Here is a 19,384-nt window from a genome sequence, read left to right on the forward strand (position 1 = left end):
GACGGCTGCGCGACAGCCTGTCTGCATCAACTTTCGCAGGCACAGCAATTCGTTGAATTGATCGTGGCACGAGCCTGACCGCTCGCGGGATTTAAACAATGACCAAACTTCGATTACGTGTCGCAAGCGGCACCCTTGGCGCACTCGCGACCATTTTTCTCACCGCCGCACACGCGCATGAAGCTCCGACCGAGACAAGCAAGTCCGAGCAACATGAAGAAGCCAGCATGAAGCTCAGCGATCGTCAGATCGCGGCCGGAAACTTCGCGATCCGTGAAGTAACTGCCGGAACCTTGAGCAAGCGCATCGTCGTGCCGGGTACGATCGTCCCAAGCGGCGAGCGCATCGCAAAGGTTTCCGTCCGACTGGTCGGCACCGTCGCCGAGTTGCGCAAACGCCTCGGCGACAACGTTCGCGAAGGAGACGTTCTGGCGATTATCGAAAGCCGTGAGGTTGCCGATGCAAAAAGCCAATACCTTGCCGCACGCGTCGCTTTTGAACTTCAGGAAACGCTGTTCAATCGCTCCAAGAGCCTGTTCGAATCCAAGGTCAGCAGCGAAAATGATTACCTGCGTGCGAAGACCCTGTTCGAAGACATGCGGATCAAGTTCGATGTCGCGCGCCAGAAGCTGTTTGCGCTGGGCCTGACCAGCGACCAGATCGCCGCGTTGCCGCAACAACCCGTCGAAAGCCTGAGATTGCAGGAATTGCGGGCGCCGATGAGCGGCCGGATCGCGGAGCGTCGCGTCGATCTCGGATCGCTGGTCGGCCGCGAAGGTCAGGAAAGCGAGCTGTTCGTGATCGTCGACGCGCGCGTGGTGTGGGCCGAACTGGCGCTGCCCGCCACAGATCTTGCCGTGGTCCGGGAAGGTCAGCAAATCAGCGTCGAAACTGGTCCGGGCGCAGATTCCATGCCCGCGACGATCATGTTTGTCAGCCCGTTGCTGGACAAGGAGACCCGTCTGGCGCGTGTCGTTGCCTCGGTCGACAATCCCTCGCACGCCCTGCGGCCAGGAATGTTCATCACCGCTCACATTCCCTTCCAGCAGATTCAGACGGATATCGTGGTGCCAAAAACCGCTGTGCAAAGCGTGGACGGTCAAAGCGCCGTCTTCGTCCGCACCTCGGAAGGCTTCGAGCCCCGCAAGATCATCACGGGCCGCGAGGACGGCAAATCATTCGAGGTGATCTCCGGCCTGTCTCCCGGTGACCGGATCGCAACCGCCAATACCTTCGTCTTGAAGGCCGATCTCGGCCGCGGCGAAGCCGGACATGCTCATTAGGCACCTAGTGCCGCCGATCTGAAGTTCCTGCACCACTTGCTGCAAACTCGTCCCAGGAACTTCAGATCGAAAAGCGGCACTAGAATCACAATCTTGCTAGTGGTCCTTTGATTCTAACATTCGCAAACGATCACAGCTGAAACGGAATACGAATGTTAGAATCGGACCACTAGTCATGATCAAGCGCATTCTCGACCTTTCCATTCAACACCGCTGGATAGTCGTGCTGCTGAGCCTCGGCTTCGTCGCGCTGGGCGTGTGGTCGCTCGCGCATCTTCCTGTCGATGCCGTGCCCGACATCACCAACAAGCAGGTGCAAATCAATACCACGGCGCCTGCGCTGTCTCCCGTGGAGATCGAAAAGCAGGTCACCTTCCGTATCGAGACGGCTCTGGCCGGCATCGCCGGACTGCAAGCAACCCGCTCGCTGTCACGCAACGGGTTTTCGCAGGTCATCGCCATCTTCAGCGAGAAGACCGACATCTATTTCGCACGACAGCAGATCAACGAAAGGCTGATCGACCTGCGCTCAACTCTGCCACCTGGCGCTGATCCGAAGATGGGGCCGATTTCGACAGGGCTCGGCGAGATCTACATGTGGACGGTTTCCCTTGCCGCTAAATCCAGCGGCGACGACACATCAGGCTGGCAGAGAGACGGTTCGTTCCTGACGGCGGAAGGCGAACTGCTGAAAACCGACGTCGAGCGCGGCGCATATCTGCGAACGGTGCAGGACTGGATCATCCGTCCACAGGTCAAGGCCGTGCCCGGCGTGGCGGGCGTCGACTCCATCGGCGGATACATCAAACAGTTTCAGGTGAAGCCGGACCCTGCGAAGCTCATCTCATTAGGGCTCTCGTTCAGCGACGTCGTACGCGCCATCGAGGTGAACAACATCAGCCGGGGCGCGAGCACCATTGACCGCAACGGCGAAGGCATCGCGGTTCGCACAGGGGGCCGTCTGGAAAAACTTGCCGATATTGGCGACGTGACCATCATCACCCGCGGCGGGATTCCGGTCCGGGTCCGCGACGTCGCGGACGTCGCGATCGGAGGCGAAATCCGCACAGGCAGCGCCAGCCGCGATGGGCAGGAGGTGGTTATCGGAACGGCCCTGATGCTGATCGGGAATAATAGCCGGACGGTCTCTGCCGCAGTCGATGCTAAAATGCAGGACATCCGCCGTACGCTCCCGGCCGGCGTGACTGTCGAAACCGTCCTCAACCGCACACAACTGGTGGATGCCACAATTAGCACAGTGGCCAGGAACCTTGGCGAAGGCGCCTTGCTGGTCATCGCCGTCCTGTTCCTCCTGCTCGGCAACTTCCGCGCCGCGTTCATCACAGCTCTCGTCATTCCATTGGCCATGCTGATGACCGCATTCGGGATGCTGCAGGGCCGGATCAGCGCAAATCTGATGAGCCTTGGAGCGCTCGATTTCGGCCTGATCGTCGATGGCGCGGTTATCATTACCGAGAACGCGCTGCGTCACCTTGCCGAAAAGCAGACAGCCGTCGGCCGGACGTTGTCGCTGCAAGAACGCCTCACGACGGTGAAAGCCGCAGCCGAAGAGATGATCGGCCCCAGTGTCTACGGCCAAGCCATCATTATTCTGGTTTACGTTCCGTTGCTCACGTTCAGTGGCGTCGAAGGAAAGATGTTCGAACCGATGGCTTTGACGGTCATCCTTGCGCTCGTCTCGGCCTTCGTGCTGTCCCTCACGTTCGTACCTGCGCTGATCGCCATCGCAGTGACGGGCCGGGTCACGGAATCCGACAGCCGCGTCGTGCGCCGCCTCAAGACCTCGTATGCGCCCTTGCTCCGGCGCGCCATCGAGCGGCCCGCTCCTGCTGTCGCGACCGGACTGGTCCTGTTCGTCGGCGCCTTGTTGCTGTTTCTCCGGCTTGGGCAGGAATTCATCCCGACGCTGGATGAGAAGAACATCGCCATGCACGCGCTGCGCATTCCCAGCACAAGCCTGACGCAATCGTAGACGATGCAACTCGACGTCGAGAAGGCCATCAGCGCCTTTCCGCAAGTCTCCTACGTCTTCTCGAAAACAGGAACGGCTGAAGTCGCCTCGGATCCGATGCCGCCCAATGCATCGGACACCTTCATCATCCTCAAGCCGCAAGACGAATGGCCTGACCCCAAGTTGACCAAGGCTGCGCTGCTTGACCAGATCGCGGATGCGGTGCGCGAACTGCCGGGCAACAATTACGAATTCACCCAGCCGATCCAGATGCGCTTTAACGAACTGCTGGCCGGTGTACGCGGCGATCTCGCCGTAAAGGTTTTTGGCGATGAATTCGAGCCGCTTCTGCGCAGCGCCGGGCAGATTGCAGCTATCCTGCGGAAAACGAAAGGCGCGGCCGATGTCAAAATCGAACAGGCCAGCGGACTGTCGGTACTGGATATCAGCGTGAACAAAACGGAGATCGCCCGGCGAGGTCTCAGTCTCTCGGCTGTTCAGGACGTTATCGGCACAGCCATCGGCGGGCGAACAGCCGGAGCCGTGTTTGAAGGAGATCGCAGCTTCGACATCACGGTCCGATTGCCGGAAGACATTCGCGGCGATCTTGATGCGCTCAAGAACTTGCCGGTCTCGCTGCCGCTCATGGGCCCTGCTCCGCTGACCGTACCGCTCGGGCAACTGGCGACCTTCAAGATCAGCGACGGTCCCAATCAGATCAGCCGCGAAAACGGCAAGCGACGGATCGTCATCACCGCCAATGTGCGGGACCGCGACATTGCCGCTGTCGTGAACGACGCCAGATCGCAGATCGATGCCGCCGTGACATTGCCGCCCGGTTACTGGATGACCTGGGGCGGCCAGTTCGAAAATCTGGCGGCGGCGCGCGCAAAACTTTCGATCGTGGTTCCGGTTTGCTTCATTCTGATCTTCCTGTTGCTGATGGGCGCACTCGGGACCGCGCGGGATGCTCTCATCGTCTTCAGTGCTGTCCCGCTGGCGCTGACCGGTGGTGTCGTCGCGTTGTGGCTCCGGGGAATTCCGTTCTCGGTATCGGCTGCAGTTGGATTTATCGCGCTATCCGGCGTCGCCGTCCTCAATGGCCTTGTGATGCTGACCTACATCAAGCAATTGATCGCGACGGGATACGGGAAAGCGGACGCCATTTTTACCGGCGCCCTCACCCGTCTTCGGCCTGTCGCCATGACAGCGCTGGTCGCCTCTCTCGGATTTGTCCCGATGGCGCTGGCAACCGGAACGGGCGCGGAAGTGCAACGGCCGATTGCAACCGTTGTGATCGGCGGCCTGATCAGCGCGACGCTGTTGACGCTCTTTGTGCTGCCGGCACTTTATGCGTGGTTCGGGCGTGCTCCGGCCGGCGAAAGCGCGGAGATCGATTCCATCCCGCTGCCGGGGGAGCCGCGAACGGCTATCAAGCCGTTGCAAGGTTAATGGGTGCTAGGCCGCGCCGAGATATGCGGCCTTCACCTTGGGGTCCGACAGCAAGGTTGCGCCAGCCCCTTCGAATGCAACCTTGCCGGTCTCTAGCACGTAGCCGCGATCGGCAATTTCGAGAGCCGCGCTCGCGTTCTGTTCGACCAGCAACACGGTCACACCATTGACTCGAAGATCGACGATGGCGGCAAGAATCTGATCGACCAGGGTGGGCGACAGACCCAGCGACGGTTCGTCCAGCAGCAGCAATTTCGGCTTGCCCATCAGCGCGCGTCCGATTGCGAGCATTTGCTGCTGCCCGCCGGATAATCCCCCCGCCAGAAGCCTCCGCTTCTCGGCCAGAATCGGAAACATCTCGAAAACGCGATCGCGGTCACTGTCGATGTTCTTGTCGCGGCGCATGTAAGCTCCGAGACGCAGATTGTCTTCGACACTCAGCGGTCCGAAAACCTGACGTCCTTCCGGCGACTGCGTCATGCCGCGCTCCACCCGCCGATGCGGCGGCAGGCGGTCGATACGCTCGCCCAAGAGGCTGATCTCGCCGGCGGTGATCGGCTGAACACCCGACAACGCTCGAAGCAGCGTGGTCTTTCCCGCCCCGTTCGAGCCGATCAGGGCGACGACCTCGCCTAAGCGGACGTTCAGATTCACGCCGTGCAGAACCTCGATACGGCCATAGGCGCTGCGAAGATTGACGACTTCAAGCACGCGCCGCCTCCTTCGCCCCGTGCTTGCCCAGATAGGCTTCAAGCACCGCTGGATTGTCGCGCACTTCACGCGGCGCGCCCTCGGCAATCGGCTTTCCGCGGTTCAGTACAAGAATGTGGTTGGAAATCTTCATGACGAGTTTCATGTCATGTTCGACCAATACGACCGCTATGCCTTTGGCTGCGACACGGCGGATCAATTCATCGATCTCCTCGGTCTCGACTGCATTGCAGCCCGCCGCGGGCTCATCGAGCAGCAACACGCGCGGTTCTGCGGCAAGGGCGCGGGCGATCTCGAGACGCTTGCACGCGCCATAAGAGAGCGAACCTGCTGCGATATCCGCACTGCTCCGCAACCCGACATCGTCGAGCAGGGTCAGTGCTGCCTCGCGCGTCTCACTGTTCTGGCGCGTCACCGAAGGCAGCCGGAACAGGTCCGCGAGAAGATTGCAGCGTTCCCGCAAATGACGACCGACCATCACGTTCTCTGCGGCGGTCATGCGCTGGAATATCTGGAGGTTCTGGAAGGTACGCGACAGGCCACGCGCCGCGAGCTTGTCCGGCGTCAATCGTGTCACGTCTTCACCGGACAGTTCTACCCGTCCCTGATCGCACTCATAGACACCGGAAACGATATTGAAGAGCGTGGTCTTGCCCGCACCGTTCGGTCCGATGATGGACAGGATCTGCCCCGGACTGACGCTGAAGTTGACGCCGTCAATGGCCTTGATGCCACCGAATGAAATGCCGATGTCCCTGGCGCCGAGGATCGTCATGACTGCGTCCTCTTCGCCAGCACACGCGACAACGTCGGGACGATGCCGTCGCGCATAAAGATCATCGACACGATGATGATGAAGCCGAGGAGCAGATGTTCATACTCCTGAAAAACGGTCAGGACCTGCGGCAAGGTGATCAGCACCGCCGCGCCCACAATGCTCCCGACGACCGATCCAAGGCCGCCGAGCACCACCATGGTCACCATTTCCACAGAGTGCAGGAATCCCGCCTGATCGGGATTGATGAAGCCGTTCATCATCGCGAGTACAGACCCGGCGACCGATGCGTAGGCTGCGGCAATCACGAACGCCTGCAACTTGAATCGCGCGACGTCGATTCCTGCGACGCGTGCCGCGACCTCGCTATCGTGAAGCGCGCGGAAGGCGCGCCCGGTCGGCGTATCGTTCAGGTTGAGGGCAATCCATGTTCCCAGCAGCAGAAGCCCGCCCGAAATCCAGTACCATGTGTCCGATCCGCTGACGCGCCATCCCAGCAGCGTGAGTTTCGCCACAGGCATGCCGTCCGGACCGCCGGTCCAGCGGCTTTCCGTCGTGATGACCAGCGCCACCAGCACGCCAAGACCGAGCGTCGCAATGGCAAGATAGTGTCCTTTCAGCTTCAGGATCGGACGGCCGACGAGATAGGCCAGGACCGACGAAAGAGCGCAACCGATGAGAAGCGCAGCCCATGTCGGTATTCCGAAATGCGCGGGCCCGATGGCGACGGCATAAGCGCCAATTCCGAAGAAACCGGCGTGGCCCAGGCTGACCTGCCCCGCCTGCCCCATCAGGATGTTGAGACCGATCGCCGCGAATGCAGACACCCAGACCAGCGACGCCACGCGGAAGTAATAGCTCGACGGAAATATCAGCGGCAACGCCGCGACGATCACGGCGAGCGCGATCAAGGTCAGATAGCGATGGCCAATCTTCTGCAACACCGCTCAGACCCTTTCCACGGTCCGCCGGCCAAACAGACCCTGCGGCATGGCGAACAGGACGAGAAGGATGACAATGAAGGCGAAGGCGTCCTTGTAGGTCGAGCTGATGTAGCCGACCCCGAACGCCTCAAGCAGCCCGAGCAATAGCCCGCCGGCGACCGCGCCGAGCGGATTGCCCATGCCGCCCAGCATCGCGGCCGCAAATCCCTTCAGCGCCAGCAATGTACCCACATCGTAGCTTGTGAGCGTGATCGGCGTAATCAGGACGCCGGCAACCGCGCCGATGGCAGCAGATCCCCCGAACGCGAGCGCCATGACCGTCGTCGTATTGATGCCAACCAGCCGCGCCGCAAGCTTGTTGGCAGCAGTCGCAAGCACAGCTTTTCCGAGCACAGTGCGCTCCAGAAACACATACAGCAGGATCACGATCACCGCCGTGCCGCCCAGCACCCAGAAGCTCTGCGGCTGGATGGCCGCTCCGAGCAGATTAACCGGCGTATCGCCAGAGATGCTGGGAAGCTTGTGGAACTGCTTGTCGAACAGAATTTGCGCTGCGCCTCGTAGCAGGATGGAAGCGCCAATCGTGATGATGATCAGCGTAACCGGCGATGCATCGCGCGCGGGTTCGATGGCCAGCCAATACAGCAGGAGACCGACAACGACGGAAACAACGACAGCGAGGAGTGCTGCGAGCGGAAGCGGAATACCTGCCGCGGAGGCAAACACCGTCACCATCCCGCCCAGCATCACAAACTCGCCCTGAGCGAAATTGACAACGTCGGATGCGTTGTAGACCAGCGTGAAACCGAGAGCGACGAGCGCGTACACCGCGCCCACGGTCAGTCCGGAAACAAGAAATTGGACAAACTCGGGCATTCCCGCTCCACGAACAACGAAGACAGCAGATGGCTGCCGTTCCCGGCGATATGACTCTTTAGGCAGTGAGATGGCGCTCCCGGATGAGCAATCCGACCATCCGGGAGCATTTATGCATATGCGGCAGGTTTACGAACCCGGCTTGATCAGCGACCAGTCGCCGCCCTTGATTTCCAGCATGCGGAAAGCGGAGAGATCGAGGCCAAGGTGATCAGTCGGCGTCATGTTCACAATGCCGCCGGTACCGACAAAGCCCTTGGTCTTCTCGATCTCGTCACGAATCTTCTTCGGGTCGTTTGAACCGGCGCGCTTCATGGCGTCGATCAGGATGTACAGGCCGTCATAGGCATGGCCGCCGAAGGTCGAGACAGGGCTCTTCGCGGTGTCCTCATAGGTCTTCTTGTAGTCGACAACGACTTTCTTCTGCGGATCGCCGTCCGGCAGCTTGTCGCCAACAAGAAGTGCTGCTGCCGGCAGACGGATGCCTTCAGCCGCAGCGCCCGCGAGTTCGATGAAGCTCTTCGAGGCTACGCCGTGGCTCTGATAGAGCGGCGTCGCGGTCATGCCGAGCTGCGCATAGTTGCGGGTGACGATCGCAGGTCCCTGCCCGAAGCCGGGATTGACGATGGCCTGAACTCCGGCCGTGTTCTTGATCTTGGTCAGCTGGCCGGTCATGTCGCTATCGCGCGGACCGTAGCTCTCCTCAGTGATGATCTTGATATCGTAGTTCGGTGCAACCTTAGTGCACTGGGCCTTCATCGAAGCGCCGAAGCCATCGGTGCCCGAGATCATGGCAATGTTCGTGAGCTTGCGCTGCTTCAGGTTCTCGAAGATCTTTTCGCACGCCATCTTGTCGGTATGAGGCGTCTTGAAGACATACTTGCGGACCGGATCGATGATTTCGACCGCACCGCCGAACGAAATAAACGGAACCTGCGCTTCCTCAAAAACCGGGATCATTGCCATGGTCGTGCCGGTGGTCGAACCGCCCGCCATTGCGATAACCTTATCGTCCTCGATCAGACGCGTAGCGAATGTGCGCGCCTTGTTGGCGTCGCCGCCGTCGTCATAGACGATGAGTTCGATTTTCTTGCCGTTAACGCCGCCAGCAGCGTTGATCTTGTCGACATACATCCGCAGCGTCTTGTCTTCAGGCTCGCCGAGAAACGAAGCCGGGCCCGTCACCGAAAGGACGGAACCGATCTTTACAGTCTGCTGCGCGAATGCTGGGCTTCCGAATGCCAATCCGGCGGCACCGGCGGCCAAAAAGAGTTTCAATGCTGAAGTCGGCTTCATGGTTTCCTCCCTGATGATGGGCGCCCGTTTTGGAGAGCTTGCCCGGCGCATCTTGTTCGTCACATCGGCGAATTGTCCCATGCGATCTGATGCGCTTCTGACCCCATCAATATAATTGACCGAACGGTTGGTCAATAGTAACCTGATCTCCAACGGCCGACAGAAACAGGCCGATTGGGAGGACGCTGTGGACAAAGATGTGATCCTGACCGAGATCCGCGACGGATATCGCGTCATCACGCTCAACAGGCCTGACAGCCTCAACTCGTTCAACGCAAGCGTGCACGCCGCGCTCGATAAGGCGTTAACCGAAGCGGAGGCCGACAAGACATGTCGTGCGCTGATCCTCACGGGCGCAGGACGAGGATTTTGCGCCGGACAGGATTTGTCCGAGGTTGACTTTGTCCCTGGCCAGAAGCCCGATCTCACAGTCACGCTGGACCGGCACTACAATCCCCTTATCCGCAGATTGCGAAAACTGCCGCTCCCGATCGTCTGCGCGGTGAATGGCGTGGCTGCCGGCGGCGGCGCCAATGTCGCCTTTGCCTGCGATATCGTTCTGGCTGCGCGCTCCGCCAAGTTCATTCAGGCCTTTTCCAAAATCGCCCTTGTCCCTGATTGCGGCGGCACATGGTTCCTGCCGCGCCTTGCGGGAAGTGCGCGTGCTCGGGCTCTCGCAATGCTGGCCGAGCCCGTCTCCGCAGAACAGGCGGAATCCTGGGGGATGATCTGGAAGGTGGTGGACGATGCCAGTCTGATGGCAGAAGCACACCGCCTTGCGGCCCATCTCGCGAAACAGCCGACCAGCGCCCTCGCCCTGACCAAACAAGCGATTGACGCATCCGAGACCAACACGCTCGATCAGCAACTCGATCTCGAACGCGATCTTCAGGGACAGGCAGGCCGCGCTCCGGATTTTGCGGAAGGCGTGACTGCATTCCTTGAAAAGCGCGCGCCTCGTTTCGTCGGAGGCATCTGATGGACGCATCCGTTGACGGCAACAAGGATCCGCAGGCGCTGGCCCAGGCTTGTGCAAACAAGATGTGGCAGGACGACCGGGCCAGCCAGGGACTCGGCATGAGCCTGCAGCGGATCGCGCCGGGCGAAGCAGTTCTCTCGATGACTGTTCGCAAGGAGATGACCAACGGTCACGGCATCTGCCATGGCGGCTTTATCTTTACGCTCGCCGACTCCACGTTCGCGTTTGCCTGCAACACCTACAACCAGCGCACCGTCGCACACCAATGCGCGGTGACGTTTCTCCAGTCGGTCCGCGAAGGTGAAACGCTGACCGCTCATGCCGTGGAACGCAACCGCGCGGGACGCGGCGGCATTTACGACGTCACGGTCCGCGACGGCAGCAACAAGGTGATCGCCGAGTTTCGCGGACATTCGCGAACGATATCGGGCCAGTTGCTCGACAGCCACCCGCAAGACAACAAGTAGGATTGGGAGAGAACGTTGCTTCAGATACCGCTGCGCAAGCTCGACCGGTTGACGCCCGAACCGACGGAACTCGATCGTTACGAGATCGCCTCCCGCGACGACATTCGCGCGCTTCAGCGCGAGCGGCTGGCCTGGTCGCTCCGCCATGCGTATGAAAACGTGCCGCACTACCGCGCGAAATTCGATGCCGCAGGCGTCACCCCGGATTCATTCAAAGACCTTCCTGATCTGGCGAAGTTTCCCTTCACGATCAAAACCGATCTGCGGGACAACTATCCGTTCGGCATGTTCGCCGTACCTCAATCGGACGTTGCACGTATCCATGCGTCGTCAGGCACGACGGGCAAGCCGACCGTTGTCGGCTACACCAAGCGCGATATCGAAACCTGGAGCGATGTTGTCGCACGCTCGATCCGCGCCGCGGGTGGCCGCGCGGGCATGAAGGTGCATATCGCGTATGGATATGGCTTGTTCACCGGCGGCCTCGGCGCGCATTACGGCGCGGAGCGCTTGGGTTGCACCGTCATCCCGATTTCTGGCGGCATGACAGAGCGTCAGGTCCAGCTCATCAACGACTTCAAACCCGAAGTCATCATGGTGACGCCGTCCTACATGCTGGCGATCCTTGACGAATTCAGGAAACAGGGGCTCGACCCGCGGAAATCCTCGCTGCGGATCGGCATCTTCGGCGCGGAGCCGTGGACCAACGCCATGCGCGAGGAGATCGAGGAGGCTTTCGATCTTCACGCCGTCGATATTTACGGGCTGTCCGAGGTGATGGGCCCGGGGGTCGCCAGCGAATGCGTCGAGACCAAGGATGGCCTTCACATCTGGGAGGACCACTTCTATCCCGAGGTCATCAACCCCGCGACGGGTGAAGTGCTGCCCGACGGCGAGAAGGGCGAACTGGTCTTCACGTCGCTGACAAAGGAAGCCATGCCCGTCATCCGCTATCGGACGCGGGACCTGACACGGCTTCTGCCCGGAACGGCGCGGTCACTGCGGCGGATGGAAAAGGTCACGGGACGCTCCGACGACATGATGATCGTTCGCGGCGTTAATGTGTTCCCTACCCAGATCGAGGAAAAGCTTCTCACCATCCACGATCTCTCCCTGCACTACCAGCTTGTGCTCACCCGCGAGGGCCGCATGGACAACATGGAAATCCAGGTCGAAGCGCGGCCGGAAGCCAGCTTCCCCGCACGCGAGGCTGCGACCAGGCAATTGGTGCAGTCGGTGAAGGACACCATCGGAATCACGGCAGTGGTCACAGTGCTCGATTCGGGAAGCATCGAACGCTCCGTCGGCAAGGCCAAGCGCATCATCGATCGCCGGCCCAAAGCATGATCCGGAAAATGGATACCGGTTTCCCGCAGATCATGCTCGCTTAGAGACTAAGGAATAGAATTTCAAATGGCCCGCAGCCGCGCCAACGACTACGACGATAAACGACAGGCGATCCTCGATCGCTCGGCGGAGCTTTTCTCGGCGCACGGTTACGACCGCGCATCGATGAACAAGATCGCCGAAGCCTGCGGCGTGTCGAAGGCCAACCTCTATCATTACTACAAGGACAAGGAAGGCCTGCTGTTCGACGTCATCCGCTTCCATCTGAAAGAGTTGCTGGAAGTCGTCGAAACAGCAGACGATCCAGGCGCGCCACCTGAAGCGCGGCTGCGCGGCCTGATTGCGGCGCTGCTGGAAGCGTATCGGGATGCCGATTCCCAGCACAACGTGCAGATCAGCAGCATGCGGTTTCTGCCTCATGAGCGTCAGACCGAACTAAAGAGGATGGAGCGCGATCTCGTCATCATCTTTTCTTCGGCTGTCGTGGGCGTCGCCCCTCACCTCAAGGGCACCAAGATGCTGACACCGGTAACCATGTCGCTGTTCGGCATGGTCAACTGGCATTACCTCTGGTTCAAAAGCACCGGATCGGTCAGCCGCGCCGAATACGCCGAGCTCGTGACAAGGCTGATCGTTGACGGCGCGCGCAACGTTCTCAAGCAACCGTCGAAGACATCGAAGCGCGCTGCAGCGGCGGAATAGACTCATTTCTCAATCGGTGCCTGAGGCACCCAACCTCGAAGTGATCCCATGAAACTCGACAGCTACGTCAGCGGACAATGGGCCGCACCAGGGCGCGATCTCATCGAAGTGCGCAGCGCCGTGACTGGCGATGTGATCGCAGAGGCAACGAGCGGCGGGCTGGATATGCACAGCGTGCTCGCCTACGCCCGCAATGTCGGCGGCAAGAATCTGCGCAAGCTGACGTTTCACCAGCGTGCCGATCTGCTCAAGAAGCTCGCGCAATACCTGACCGAGCGCAAAGACCAGCTCTACAAGCTGTCGTTCCAGACCGGCGCCACGCGTACCGATAACCTGATCGATGTCGATGGCGGTATTGGCACGCTGTTCGTCTACGCAGGCAAGGGACGCCGCGAGCTTCCGAATTCCACCTTCCTGCTGGACGGTGCGGTCGAGCCAATGGGCAAAGGCGGCACGTTCGCAGGCCAGCACATCGTCACCTCCTTGCAGGGCGTCGCAGTTCACATCAACGCGTTCAACTTCCCCTGCTGGGGCTTGCTTGAGAAGCTGGCACCCGCATTGCTTGCAGGCGTGCCGGTGGTATCGAAGCCCGCAACCGTCACCTCCTATGTTGCCCACGCGCTTGCGCGCATGATCTCCGAGTCCGGAATTCTCCCCGAAGGGACGTTCCAGTTCATAGTCGGCAGCACCGGCGACCTGTTCGATCACCTCACCTGCCAGGATGTTGTCTCGTTCACCGGATCTGCGGATACGTCCGAAAAGCTTCAGCGGCACCCGGTCATTGCGAAAGAAGCCGTCCGCTTCATCGCTGAGCGGGATTCGCTCAACGCGGCCATTCTCGCGCCGGACGCGAAACCCGGCACACCGGAATTCGACCTGTTCATCAAGGAAGTCGCCAAGGAAATGACGGTGAAGGCCGGGCAGAAGTGCACCGCGATCCGCCGCGCCTTCGCGCCATCGGCAAGTGTCGAGGCCGTCATCGAAGCGTTACGCGGGCGCCTCTCGAAGGTGGCCATCGGAAATCCTGAGCTGGAAACCGTTCGTATGGGACCGGTGGTCGGCCTCGACCAGCGCCGCGACGTTCTTGCCCACGTCAAGACGTTGCGAACGGAATCCCAGATCGTCGCGGGCGATCCTGACAACTTCACCGTGGAAGGCGCGGATGTGACCCGTGGTGCGTTCCTTCCCCCTCTCCTGCTGCATTGTGCCGATCCCATTCGCGCCAGTCACGTCCATTCGATCGAGGCGTTCGGCCCGGTCTGCACCGTGATGGGTTACGGCGATCTCGAGGAAGCTATTGCGCTCACCAATCGCGGCGGCGGCAGTCTGGTCGCTTCGGTTTACACCCATGATCCAAAGATCGCGTCCGAGCTTGTGTTCGGCGTCGGTAGCTTCCACGGACGTCTGGTGATGATCGACCGCGACTGCGCCAAGGAACAAACCGGTCACGGCTCCCCGATGCCGCAGATGGTCCATGGCGGTCCCGGCCGCGCAGGCGGCGGCGAGGAATTGGGCGGCGTACGCAGCGTGCATCATTACATGCAGCGCACCGCGCTGCAGGGCTCGCCTGCGATGCTGACAGGCATCACCGGAAGCTGGACGAAGAATGCACCCGTCATCGAGAAGGACCGGCATCCGTTCCGGTTTCATTTCGAGGACCTCGATGTCGGGCAGACCTTCTACTCGAAGGAACGCACCATTACGCTCGAGGACATCGAGCATTTCGCCCATTTCACCGGCGATACGTTCTATGCCCACATGGACGAGGAAGCGACCAAGGGTCATCCGTTCTTTCCCGGCCGCGTCGCACATGGCTATCTCCTGCTGTCGTTCGCTGCAGGATTGTTTGTCGATCCCGATCCCGGTCCGGTACTCGCCAACTACGGTCTCGATTCACTGCGCTTCATCAAGCCCATCCAGCCGGGAGAGACCATCAAGGTGCGGCTGACGGCGAAAGAAAAATCGCCGCGAAACAAGCAGTACGGCGAAGTGCGTTGGGATGTCGAGATTCTGACCGATAAAGACGAGTCTGCGGCAACTTATGAACTGCTGACGATGAATGCTGTGCGGCCCCAGAGCTAAATAGTGAAAACAACGAAAGGGAAAAATCGATGATTCTTGTCACAGTGATGTATCCGGTCGGCGAAGCATTCGACACCGACTATTATCTCAAGACGCACATGCCGCTGGTGAAGGATCGCTGGGGTCCGCTCGGGCTCAAGAGCGCGCAAGCCATCAAAGGGATCGCGAAGGCGGATGGCAGCGCGCCCGATTATCAAATGACCGCGCTGCTGACCTTCGGATCGATGGACGATTTCAAGGCCGCCGGAAAGGCGCACGGCAAGGAAATCTTCGCGGATATTCCAAATTTCACCAAGGCGCAGGCCGTGGTGCAGATCAACGACGTCGTTTTCTAGACCTCAGGCCGATTGCATCGATGGGTCAATCCCACACTGATCCACAAAGCACGCCTCGCCCGGTTTCGAGCGAGGACGCAGCGATTGTGCGCGGCTTCTCGCTCAAGAACCTTCCCGACGCATTCTATGATGATCCCTACCCGACCTATCGCGCGCTGCAATCCGCCGATCCGATCCATCGCATGCCGGACGGATCGCTGTTCCTGACGCGCCATCGCGATCTGGAAGCGATTTACAAGGATACGACGCGCTTCAGCTCCGACAAGAAGGTCGAGTTTGCACCGAAATACGGCGCGGACTCGCTGCTCTTCCAACACCATACCACCAGTCTCGTTTTCAACGATCCGCCGCTGCACACCCGCGTGCGGCGACTGATTGCCGGTGCGCTCAATCCGCGTGCTATCGCCGAGATGGAGCCGGGCTTGATCGCTCTCGTCGACCGGCTGCTGGACGACATGCAATCGCGCGGCAACGTCGACCTGATCGAGGATTTCGCGTCCGCCATTCCAGTTGAAGTGATCGGAAACCTGCTCGCCATTCCCCACGAGGACCGAGCGCCGCTGCGCGGCTGGTCGCTGGCGATCCTCGGCGCGCTGGAGCCGTTCCTATCGGAGGATGTGCAGGCGCGCGGCGAGCGCGCAGTCAGCGAATTCCTCGGCTACCTTCGCCGGCTGGTTGCCGACCGGCGCGCACGGCCCGGCGACGCTGATCGTGACGTGTTGACCCGCCTGATCGAAGGTGAAGCGAACGGAGAGCGCCTGAGCGAGATCGAGCTTCTGCAGAATTGCATCTTCATCCTGAACGCCGGTCACGAGACGACGACCAACCTGATCGGCAATGGGCTGGAACTGCTGCTGCGTTTCCCGACCGAACGCCAGCGCTTGATTGATGATCCTTCCCTGATCAAGACGGCCGTCGAGGAATTCCTGCGGTTTGAATCTTCGAACCAGCTCGGAAACCGCCGCGTCGTGCAGGACACCGAACTCGACGGCGTAACAATTCCGGAAGGCGCACTGATCACGCTCTGCATCGGCGCGGCGAACCGGGATCCCGACGTATTTGCACAACCGGAGCGGCTCGACATCGGCCGCTCGCCGAACCGCCACCTCGCGTTCGCCTCCGGCGCACATGCCTGTGTCGGCCTCACTCTCGCGCGCCTTGAAGGCCGGATCGCCATTAGCCGGTTTCTCGCTCGCTTCCCGAATTTCGCGGCGAACGGACCCGCCCATCGGGCAAGGCGTGTGCGCTTTCGCGGCTTCACATCGCTTCCCGTCACCCTCGCCTAGACTTCATTCACAGGACACCGCATGCCGACATTCGACAAAGCCGCCGCTACAACCCTGCTCGCATCCGTCTTCGCGCAGTGGGTCCAGGACCTTGACCTGTCGATTGAAAGCATTGAGGGCGACAGCGCGGTGCTGCGGATGCGCTTCTCCGACAGGCTGTGCCGGGACAACGGCGTGGTCTGCGGTCAGGCACTGATGAGTTTGGCCGATACCGCGATGGTGTTTGCGATCTGCTCCGCGGCCGGCGAATACTTTCCGATGACCACAGTGGATCAGACGATCCACTTCATGCGGCCTGCCATGCGTGCAGACCTATTGGCGGAAGCGCGCGTCGTGCGGATGGGCAAGACGATGGCTTACGGCAGCGTGTTGCTCCGGACGGACGGCGACGCGCGGCCCGTCGCGATGGCACAAACGGCCTATGCCCTGCTGCGCGAGGGCAAATAGTTACATCTGGTCGTAATCAACCACGACGCGGCTGGAGACCGGGTGCGCCTGGCAGGTCAGCACGAAGCCGGCCTCAAGCTCCCAGGGCTCCAGCGAGTAGTTCACGACCATCCGCGTTTCACCCTCAACGATCTTGGCGCGGCATGTGCTGCACATACCGCCCTTGCAGGCGTATGGCAGATCCATGCCGGCGCGCAGCGCAGCGTCGAGAATGACTTCGCCCTCCGCGATTGGCACATCCTTGCGCTTGCCGTCCACAATCAGCGACGCCACCGCCTTGGGTGGCGCTTCCGGCGCGACCTGAATCTTCGGCCGCGGTTTGCCGCCGAATTCCGAGACAAAGCGCTCAACGTGAACGTGATCCTTGGAAATGCCAAGATCGACGCAAGTCGCCTCGATTTCTTCGCTCATGGCGACCGGGCCGCAGACGAAGACGTGATCGACCGCAGCCGCGGGCACCATTGAACGCAGCAGCACCTCGACCTTCTGACGATCGAGACGGCCGTACAGGATCGGCAAGTCCTGCTCTTCCTGCGACAGCACATGGAACACCGACAGGCGGCCCATGAACCGGTCCTTCAGTTCTTCCAGCGCCTCGCGGAACAGAATGCCGTTGGTCGCCCGGTTCCCGTAGAACAGAAAGAAGCGGCTGTTGGGTTCGCGTGCAAGAATTCCGCGTACGATCGACATGATCGGCGTGATGCCGGAGCCGGCAGCAAAGCCGACATGGATGCGCGCCTGATCTGGCGCATGCGCCACGCCGAAGCGACCCGTCGGCGTCATCACATCGAGCTCATCGCCGGCTTTCAGTTCGTCCAGCGCCCAGTTTGAGAATGCACCACCGTCGACCTTCTTGACCGCGATGCGCAGTTCATGGTCGTCGGGGCTTGAGCAAATCGAGTACGAGCGCCGCACCTCTTCGCCGTCCATGGTTGTCCGCAGCGTCAGATACTGGCCGGGCGCGAAAGCATAATCCTGCGCCAGTTCCCCCGGAATCGCGAATGTCATCGACACCGCGTCGGCGGTCTCGCGGCGCAGATCGTCGACGGCAAGACGGTGAAATTTTGGAACGTGTGACATCTGATGTCGCTCTGGTCCGCTCTCTCGGGTGGCTAGTGGCACTTGAAATAGTCGAACGGCTCTCGGCATACCTTGCAGCGCCACAGTGCCTTGCAGGATGTCGAGCCGAACTCGGAAAGCACTTCCGTGTTTACTGATCCGCATTGCGGACAGGCCACGTGCTGCTCGCCGAACAAAGCCCGGCGTCCACCGCCCGTCTGCGGCGGCGCGATGCCATACTCTTTCAGCTTCTGGCGGCCCTGCTCGCTCATCCAGTCCGTGGTCCAGGCCGGTGACAGCACCGTGCGCACCTTCGAATTGCGAATGCCTTCGCGCTCCAGCGCCAGCTCGATTTCCAGCGCAATCATGTTCATTGCAGGACAGCCGGAATAGGTCGGCGTGATCGCGACTTCGACCGCACCATCCGTCACGGTCACGTCACGCAGCACGCCGAGATCAGCGATGGTCAGCACCGGAATTTCCGGATCAACCACCTGAGCCGCTGCGTTCCAGGCGGTCTGGCGAAGGTCGTGCGCGCTGTTGCTGCCGGTTACCATGTTGCGTTCGGAAAAGTTCGCTGCATCGATTGCAGCTCGCAGAGCAGATGCCCGAGATGTTCGGTGTGATTGCCGGACCGGCCGCCCTTCTGCATCCAGTCGCTGGACGGGCGCTTCAGCGTCGCCACGCCCAGGATGTTCGAGACGGTTTCGGCCCAGCGGCCGCGCAGGCTTTCCGGATCGATTGCGATGCCAGACGAAATCAGGTCCGCATCGCTTTGATCGGCGTGGAACAACTCTCCTGTGAAAGCCCAGAGATCATCGATCGCGGTCTGCGCGCGCCGATGGCTTTCGTCGGTGCCGTCGCCGAGCCGGATCATCCATTCCGACGTATGCCGCAGATGATAGGCGCTTTCCTTTTCGGACTTCGCCGCGATCGCCGCCAGCGTCTCGTCCTTGGATTTCATCATCGCACGCCAGTAGGGATCGGCGAACGCAGAATAGAAGAACTGCCGCACGATGGTGCGCGCGAAGTCGCCGTTCGGCTGTTCAACCAGCAGAAGGTTGCGATATTGCCGAACGTCACGCAGGTAGGCGTACTTGTCTTCATCGTTCCCTGCGCCTTCGACCTTGGCAGCGTAGGTGTAGAGCTCGCGCGCCTGCCCGATCAGGTCGAGACCCATATTGGCCAGCGCCATGTCCTCTTCGAGCATCGGTCCGTGGCCGCACCATTCCGACACGCGGTGTCCGAGGATCAGCGCATCGTCGGCGCGGCGCAGCGCGTAAAGCACGAGCGGACTCTCGGCAACGGAAATGGAACGTACAGACATGATCGTCAGTCCCGTATCGTGGACGTGTGTATTTTCAGCCGGAG

At 60.7% G+C, this 19,384-nt stretch carries 17 protein-coding genes and 1 pseudogene; 10 read left to right on the forward strand and 8 right to left on the reverse strand.

Going from position 1 to position 19,384, the window contains the following annotated elements; genetic code table 11:
• Positions 1-98 precede the first annotated feature (98 nt).
• Both BN32_RS05900 and BN32_RS05905 read left to right on the forward strand, forming a co-directional pair.
• Entirely contained in the window at positions 99-1,283 is a 1,185-nt protein-coding gene (locus BN32_RS05900; protein ID WP_019197202.1) for an efflux RND transporter periplasmic adaptor subunit, read from the forward strand.
• A gap of 175 nt (positions 1,284-1,458) precedes the next feature.
• Positions 1,459-4,707, forward strand: a pseudogene (locus tag BN32_RS05905) (efflux RND transporter permease subunit).
• Positions 4,708-4,713: 6 nt separating this feature from the next.
• Here the strand turns inward: BN32_RS05905 and BN32_RS05910 are convergent.
• From BN32_RS05910 to BN32_RS05930, 5 genes are all read right to left on the reverse strand, one after another.
• A complete protein-coding gene (locus tag BN32_RS05910; RefSeq protein WP_019197205.1) occupies positions 4,714-5,418 on the reverse strand; it encodes an ABC transporter ATP-binding protein in 705 nt (234 codons plus the stop codon).
• Entirely contained in the window at positions 5,411-6,193 is a 783-nt protein-coding gene (locus BN32_RS05915) for an ABC transporter ATP-binding protein (RefSeq protein WP_019197206.1), read from the reverse strand. The genes BN32_RS05910 and BN32_RS05915 overlap by 8 nt, the downstream gene beginning before the upstream one ends.
• Positions 6,190-7,137, reverse strand: coding sequence for a branched-chain amino acid ABC transporter permease (locus BN32_RS05920; RefSeq protein ID WP_040425499.1), 948 nt, complete (start codon positions 7,135-7,137; stop codon positions 6,190-6,192). Before BN32_RS05920 ends, BN32_RS05915 begins: the two co-directional genes overlap by 4 nt.
• Positions 7,138-7,140: 3 nt before the next feature.
• A complete protein-coding gene (locus tag BN32_RS05925; RefSeq protein ID WP_019197207.1) occupies positions 7,141-8,013 on the reverse strand; it encodes a branched-chain amino acid ABC transporter permease in 873 nt (290 codons plus the stop codon).
• Between the two features lie 129 nt (positions 8,014-8,142).
• Positions 8,143-9,309, reverse strand: coding sequence for an ABC transporter substrate-binding protein (locus tag BN32_RS05930; RefSeq protein WP_040426041.1), 1,167 nt, complete (start codon positions 9,307-9,309; stop codon positions 8,143-8,145).
• A gap of 187 nt (positions 9,310-9,496) precedes the next feature.
• Between BN32_RS05930 and paaG the strand changes: the two genes are divergently transcribed.
• From paaG to BN32_RS05970, 8 genes are all read left to right on the forward strand, one after another.
• Positions 9,497-10,288, forward strand: coding sequence for a 2-(1,2-epoxy-1,2-dihydrophenyl)acetyl-CoA isomerase PaaG (gene paaG / locus BN32_RS05935; RefSeq protein WP_040426042.1), 792 nt, complete (start codon positions 9,497-9,499; stop codon positions 10,286-10,288).
• The gene (gene paaI, locus BN32_RS05940) at positions 10,288-10,755 is read left to right on the forward strand and encodes a hydroxyphenylacetyl-CoA thioesterase PaaI (protein WP_019197210.1); all 468 of its coding nucleotides are present in this window, start codon (positions 10,288-10,290) and stop codon (positions 10,753-10,755) included. Before paaG ends, paaI begins: the two co-directional genes overlap by 1 nt.
• A gap of 15 nt (positions 10,756-10,770) precedes the next feature.
• Entirely contained in the window at positions 10,771-12,102 is a 1,332-nt protein-coding gene (gene paaK / locus BN32_RS05945) for a phenylacetate--CoA ligase PaaK (RefSeq protein WP_019197211.1), read from the forward strand.
• A gap of 66 nt (positions 12,103-12,168) precedes the next feature.
• Positions 12,169-12,804, forward strand: a complete 636-nt coding sequence (locus BN32_RS05950; protein ID WP_019197212.1) for a TetR/AcrR family transcriptional regulator — start codon at positions 12,169-12,171, stop codon at positions 12,802-12,804.
• Between the two features lie 48 nt (positions 12,805-12,852).
• Positions 12,853-14,886, forward strand: a complete 2,034-nt coding sequence (gene paaZ / locus BN32_RS05955; RefSeq protein ID WP_019197213.1) for a phenylacetic acid degradation bifunctional protein PaaZ — start codon at positions 12,853-12,855, stop codon at positions 14,884-14,886.
• 29 nt (positions 14,887-14,915) lie between these two features.
• The gene (locus BN32_RS05960; RefSeq protein ID WP_019197214.1) at positions 14,916-15,221 is read left to right on the forward strand and encodes an EthD family reductase; all 306 of its coding nucleotides are present in this window, start codon (positions 14,916-14,918) and stop codon (positions 15,219-15,221) included.
• A gap of 20 nt (positions 15,222-15,241) precedes the next feature.
• A complete protein-coding gene (locus BN32_RS05965) occupies positions 15,242-16,507 on the forward strand; it encodes a cytochrome P450 (RefSeq protein ID WP_082773421.1) in 1,266 nt (421 codons plus the stop codon).
• Positions 16,508-16,528: 21 nt separating this feature from the next.
• On the forward strand, positions 16,529-16,954 hold the full coding sequence (locus BN32_RS05970) for a PaaI family thioesterase (RefSeq protein ID WP_019197216.1): 426 nt from the start codon (positions 16,529-16,531) through the stop codon (positions 16,952-16,954).
• Here BN32_RS05970 and paaE read toward each other — a convergent pair whose 3' ends face one another.
• Genes paaE through paaC form a run of 3 tightly spaced genes read right to left on the reverse strand, consistent with a single transcriptional unit; the run spans position 16,955 to position 19,340 of the window.
• Positions 16,955-18,034, reverse strand: a complete 1,080-nt coding sequence (gene paaE, locus BN32_RS05975) for a 1,2-phenylacetyl-CoA epoxidase subunit PaaE (RefSeq protein ID WP_019197217.1) — start codon at positions 18,032-18,034, stop codon at positions 16,955-16,957. It lies immediately after the preceding gene.
• A 32-nt stretch (positions 18,035-18,066) separates the two neighbouring features.
• A complete protein-coding gene (paaD, locus tag BN32_RS05980; RefSeq protein ID WP_019197218.1) occupies positions 18,067-18,570 on the reverse strand; it encodes a 1,2-phenylacetyl-CoA epoxidase subunit PaaD in 504 nt (167 codons plus the stop codon).
• Positions 18,564-19,340 (reverse strand): 1,2-phenylacetyl-CoA epoxidase subunit PaaC, encoded by a 777-nt coding sequence (gene paaC, locus BN32_RS05985; RefSeq protein WP_019197219.1) that lies wholly within the window; start codon positions 19,338-19,340, stop codon positions 18,564-18,566. Before paaC ends, paaD begins: the two co-directional genes overlap by 7 nt.
• Between the last annotated feature and the right edge of the window lie 44 nt (positions 19,341-19,384).

It is taken from the genome of Afipia birgiae 34632, assembly GCF_000308295.2.
Classification (GTDB): domain Bacteria; phylum Pseudomonadota; class Alphaproteobacteria; order Rhizobiales; family Xanthobacteraceae; genus Afipia; species Afipia birgiae.

Bases quoted from the DNA above. Each gene is read 5' to 3' on its own strand.
- BN32_RS05900 (WP_019197202.1), top strand. From the start codon at position 99: ATGACCAAACTTCGATTACGTGTCGCAAGCGGCACCCTTGGCGCACTC.
- BN32_RS05925 (WP_019197207.1), bottom strand. From the start codon at position 8,013: ATGCCCGAGTTTGTCCAATTTCTTGTTTCCGGACTGACCGTGGGCGCG.
- paaE (WP_019197217.1), bottom strand. From the start codon at position 18,034: ATGTCACACGTTCCAAAATTTCACCGTCTTGCCGTCGACGATCTGCGC.
- BN32_RS05950 (WP_019197212.1), top strand. From the start codon at position 12,169: ATGGCCCGCAGCCGCGCCAACGACTACGACGATAAACGACAGGCGATC.
- BN32_RS05970 (WP_019197216.1), top strand. From the start codon at position 16,529: ATGCCGACATTCGACAAAGCCGCCGCTACAACCCTGCTCGCATCCGTC.
- paaI (WP_019197210.1), top strand. From the start codon at position 10,288: ATGGACGCATCCGTTGACGGCAACAAGGATCCGCAGGCGCTGGCCCAG.
- paaC (WP_019197219.1), bottom strand. From the start codon at position 19,340: ATGTCTGTACGTTCCATTTCCGTTGCCGAGAGTCCGCTCGTGCTTTAC.
- BN32_RS05965 (WP_082773421.1), top strand. From the start codon at position 15,242: ATGGGTCAATCCCACACTGATCCACAAAGCACGCCTCGCCCGGTTTCG.
- BN32_RS05930 (WP_040426041.1), bottom strand. From the start codon at position 9,309: ATGAAGCCGACTTCAGCATTGAAACTCTTTTTGGCCGCCGGTGCCGCC.
- BN32_RS05960 (WP_019197214.1), top strand. From the start codon at position 14,916: ATGATTCTTGTCACAGTGATGTATCCGGTCGGCGAAGCATTCGACACC.
- paaZ (WP_019197213.1), top strand. From the start codon at position 12,853: ATGAAACTCGACAGCTACGTCAGCGGACAATGGGCCGCACCAGGGCGC.
- BN32_RS05915 (WP_019197206.1), bottom strand. From the start codon at position 6,193: ATGACGATCCTCGGCGCCAGGGACATCGGCATTTCATTCGGTGGCATC.
- paaD (WP_019197218.1), bottom strand. From the start codon at position 18,570: ATGGTAACCGGCAGCAACAGCGCGCACGACCTTCGCCAGACCGCCTGG.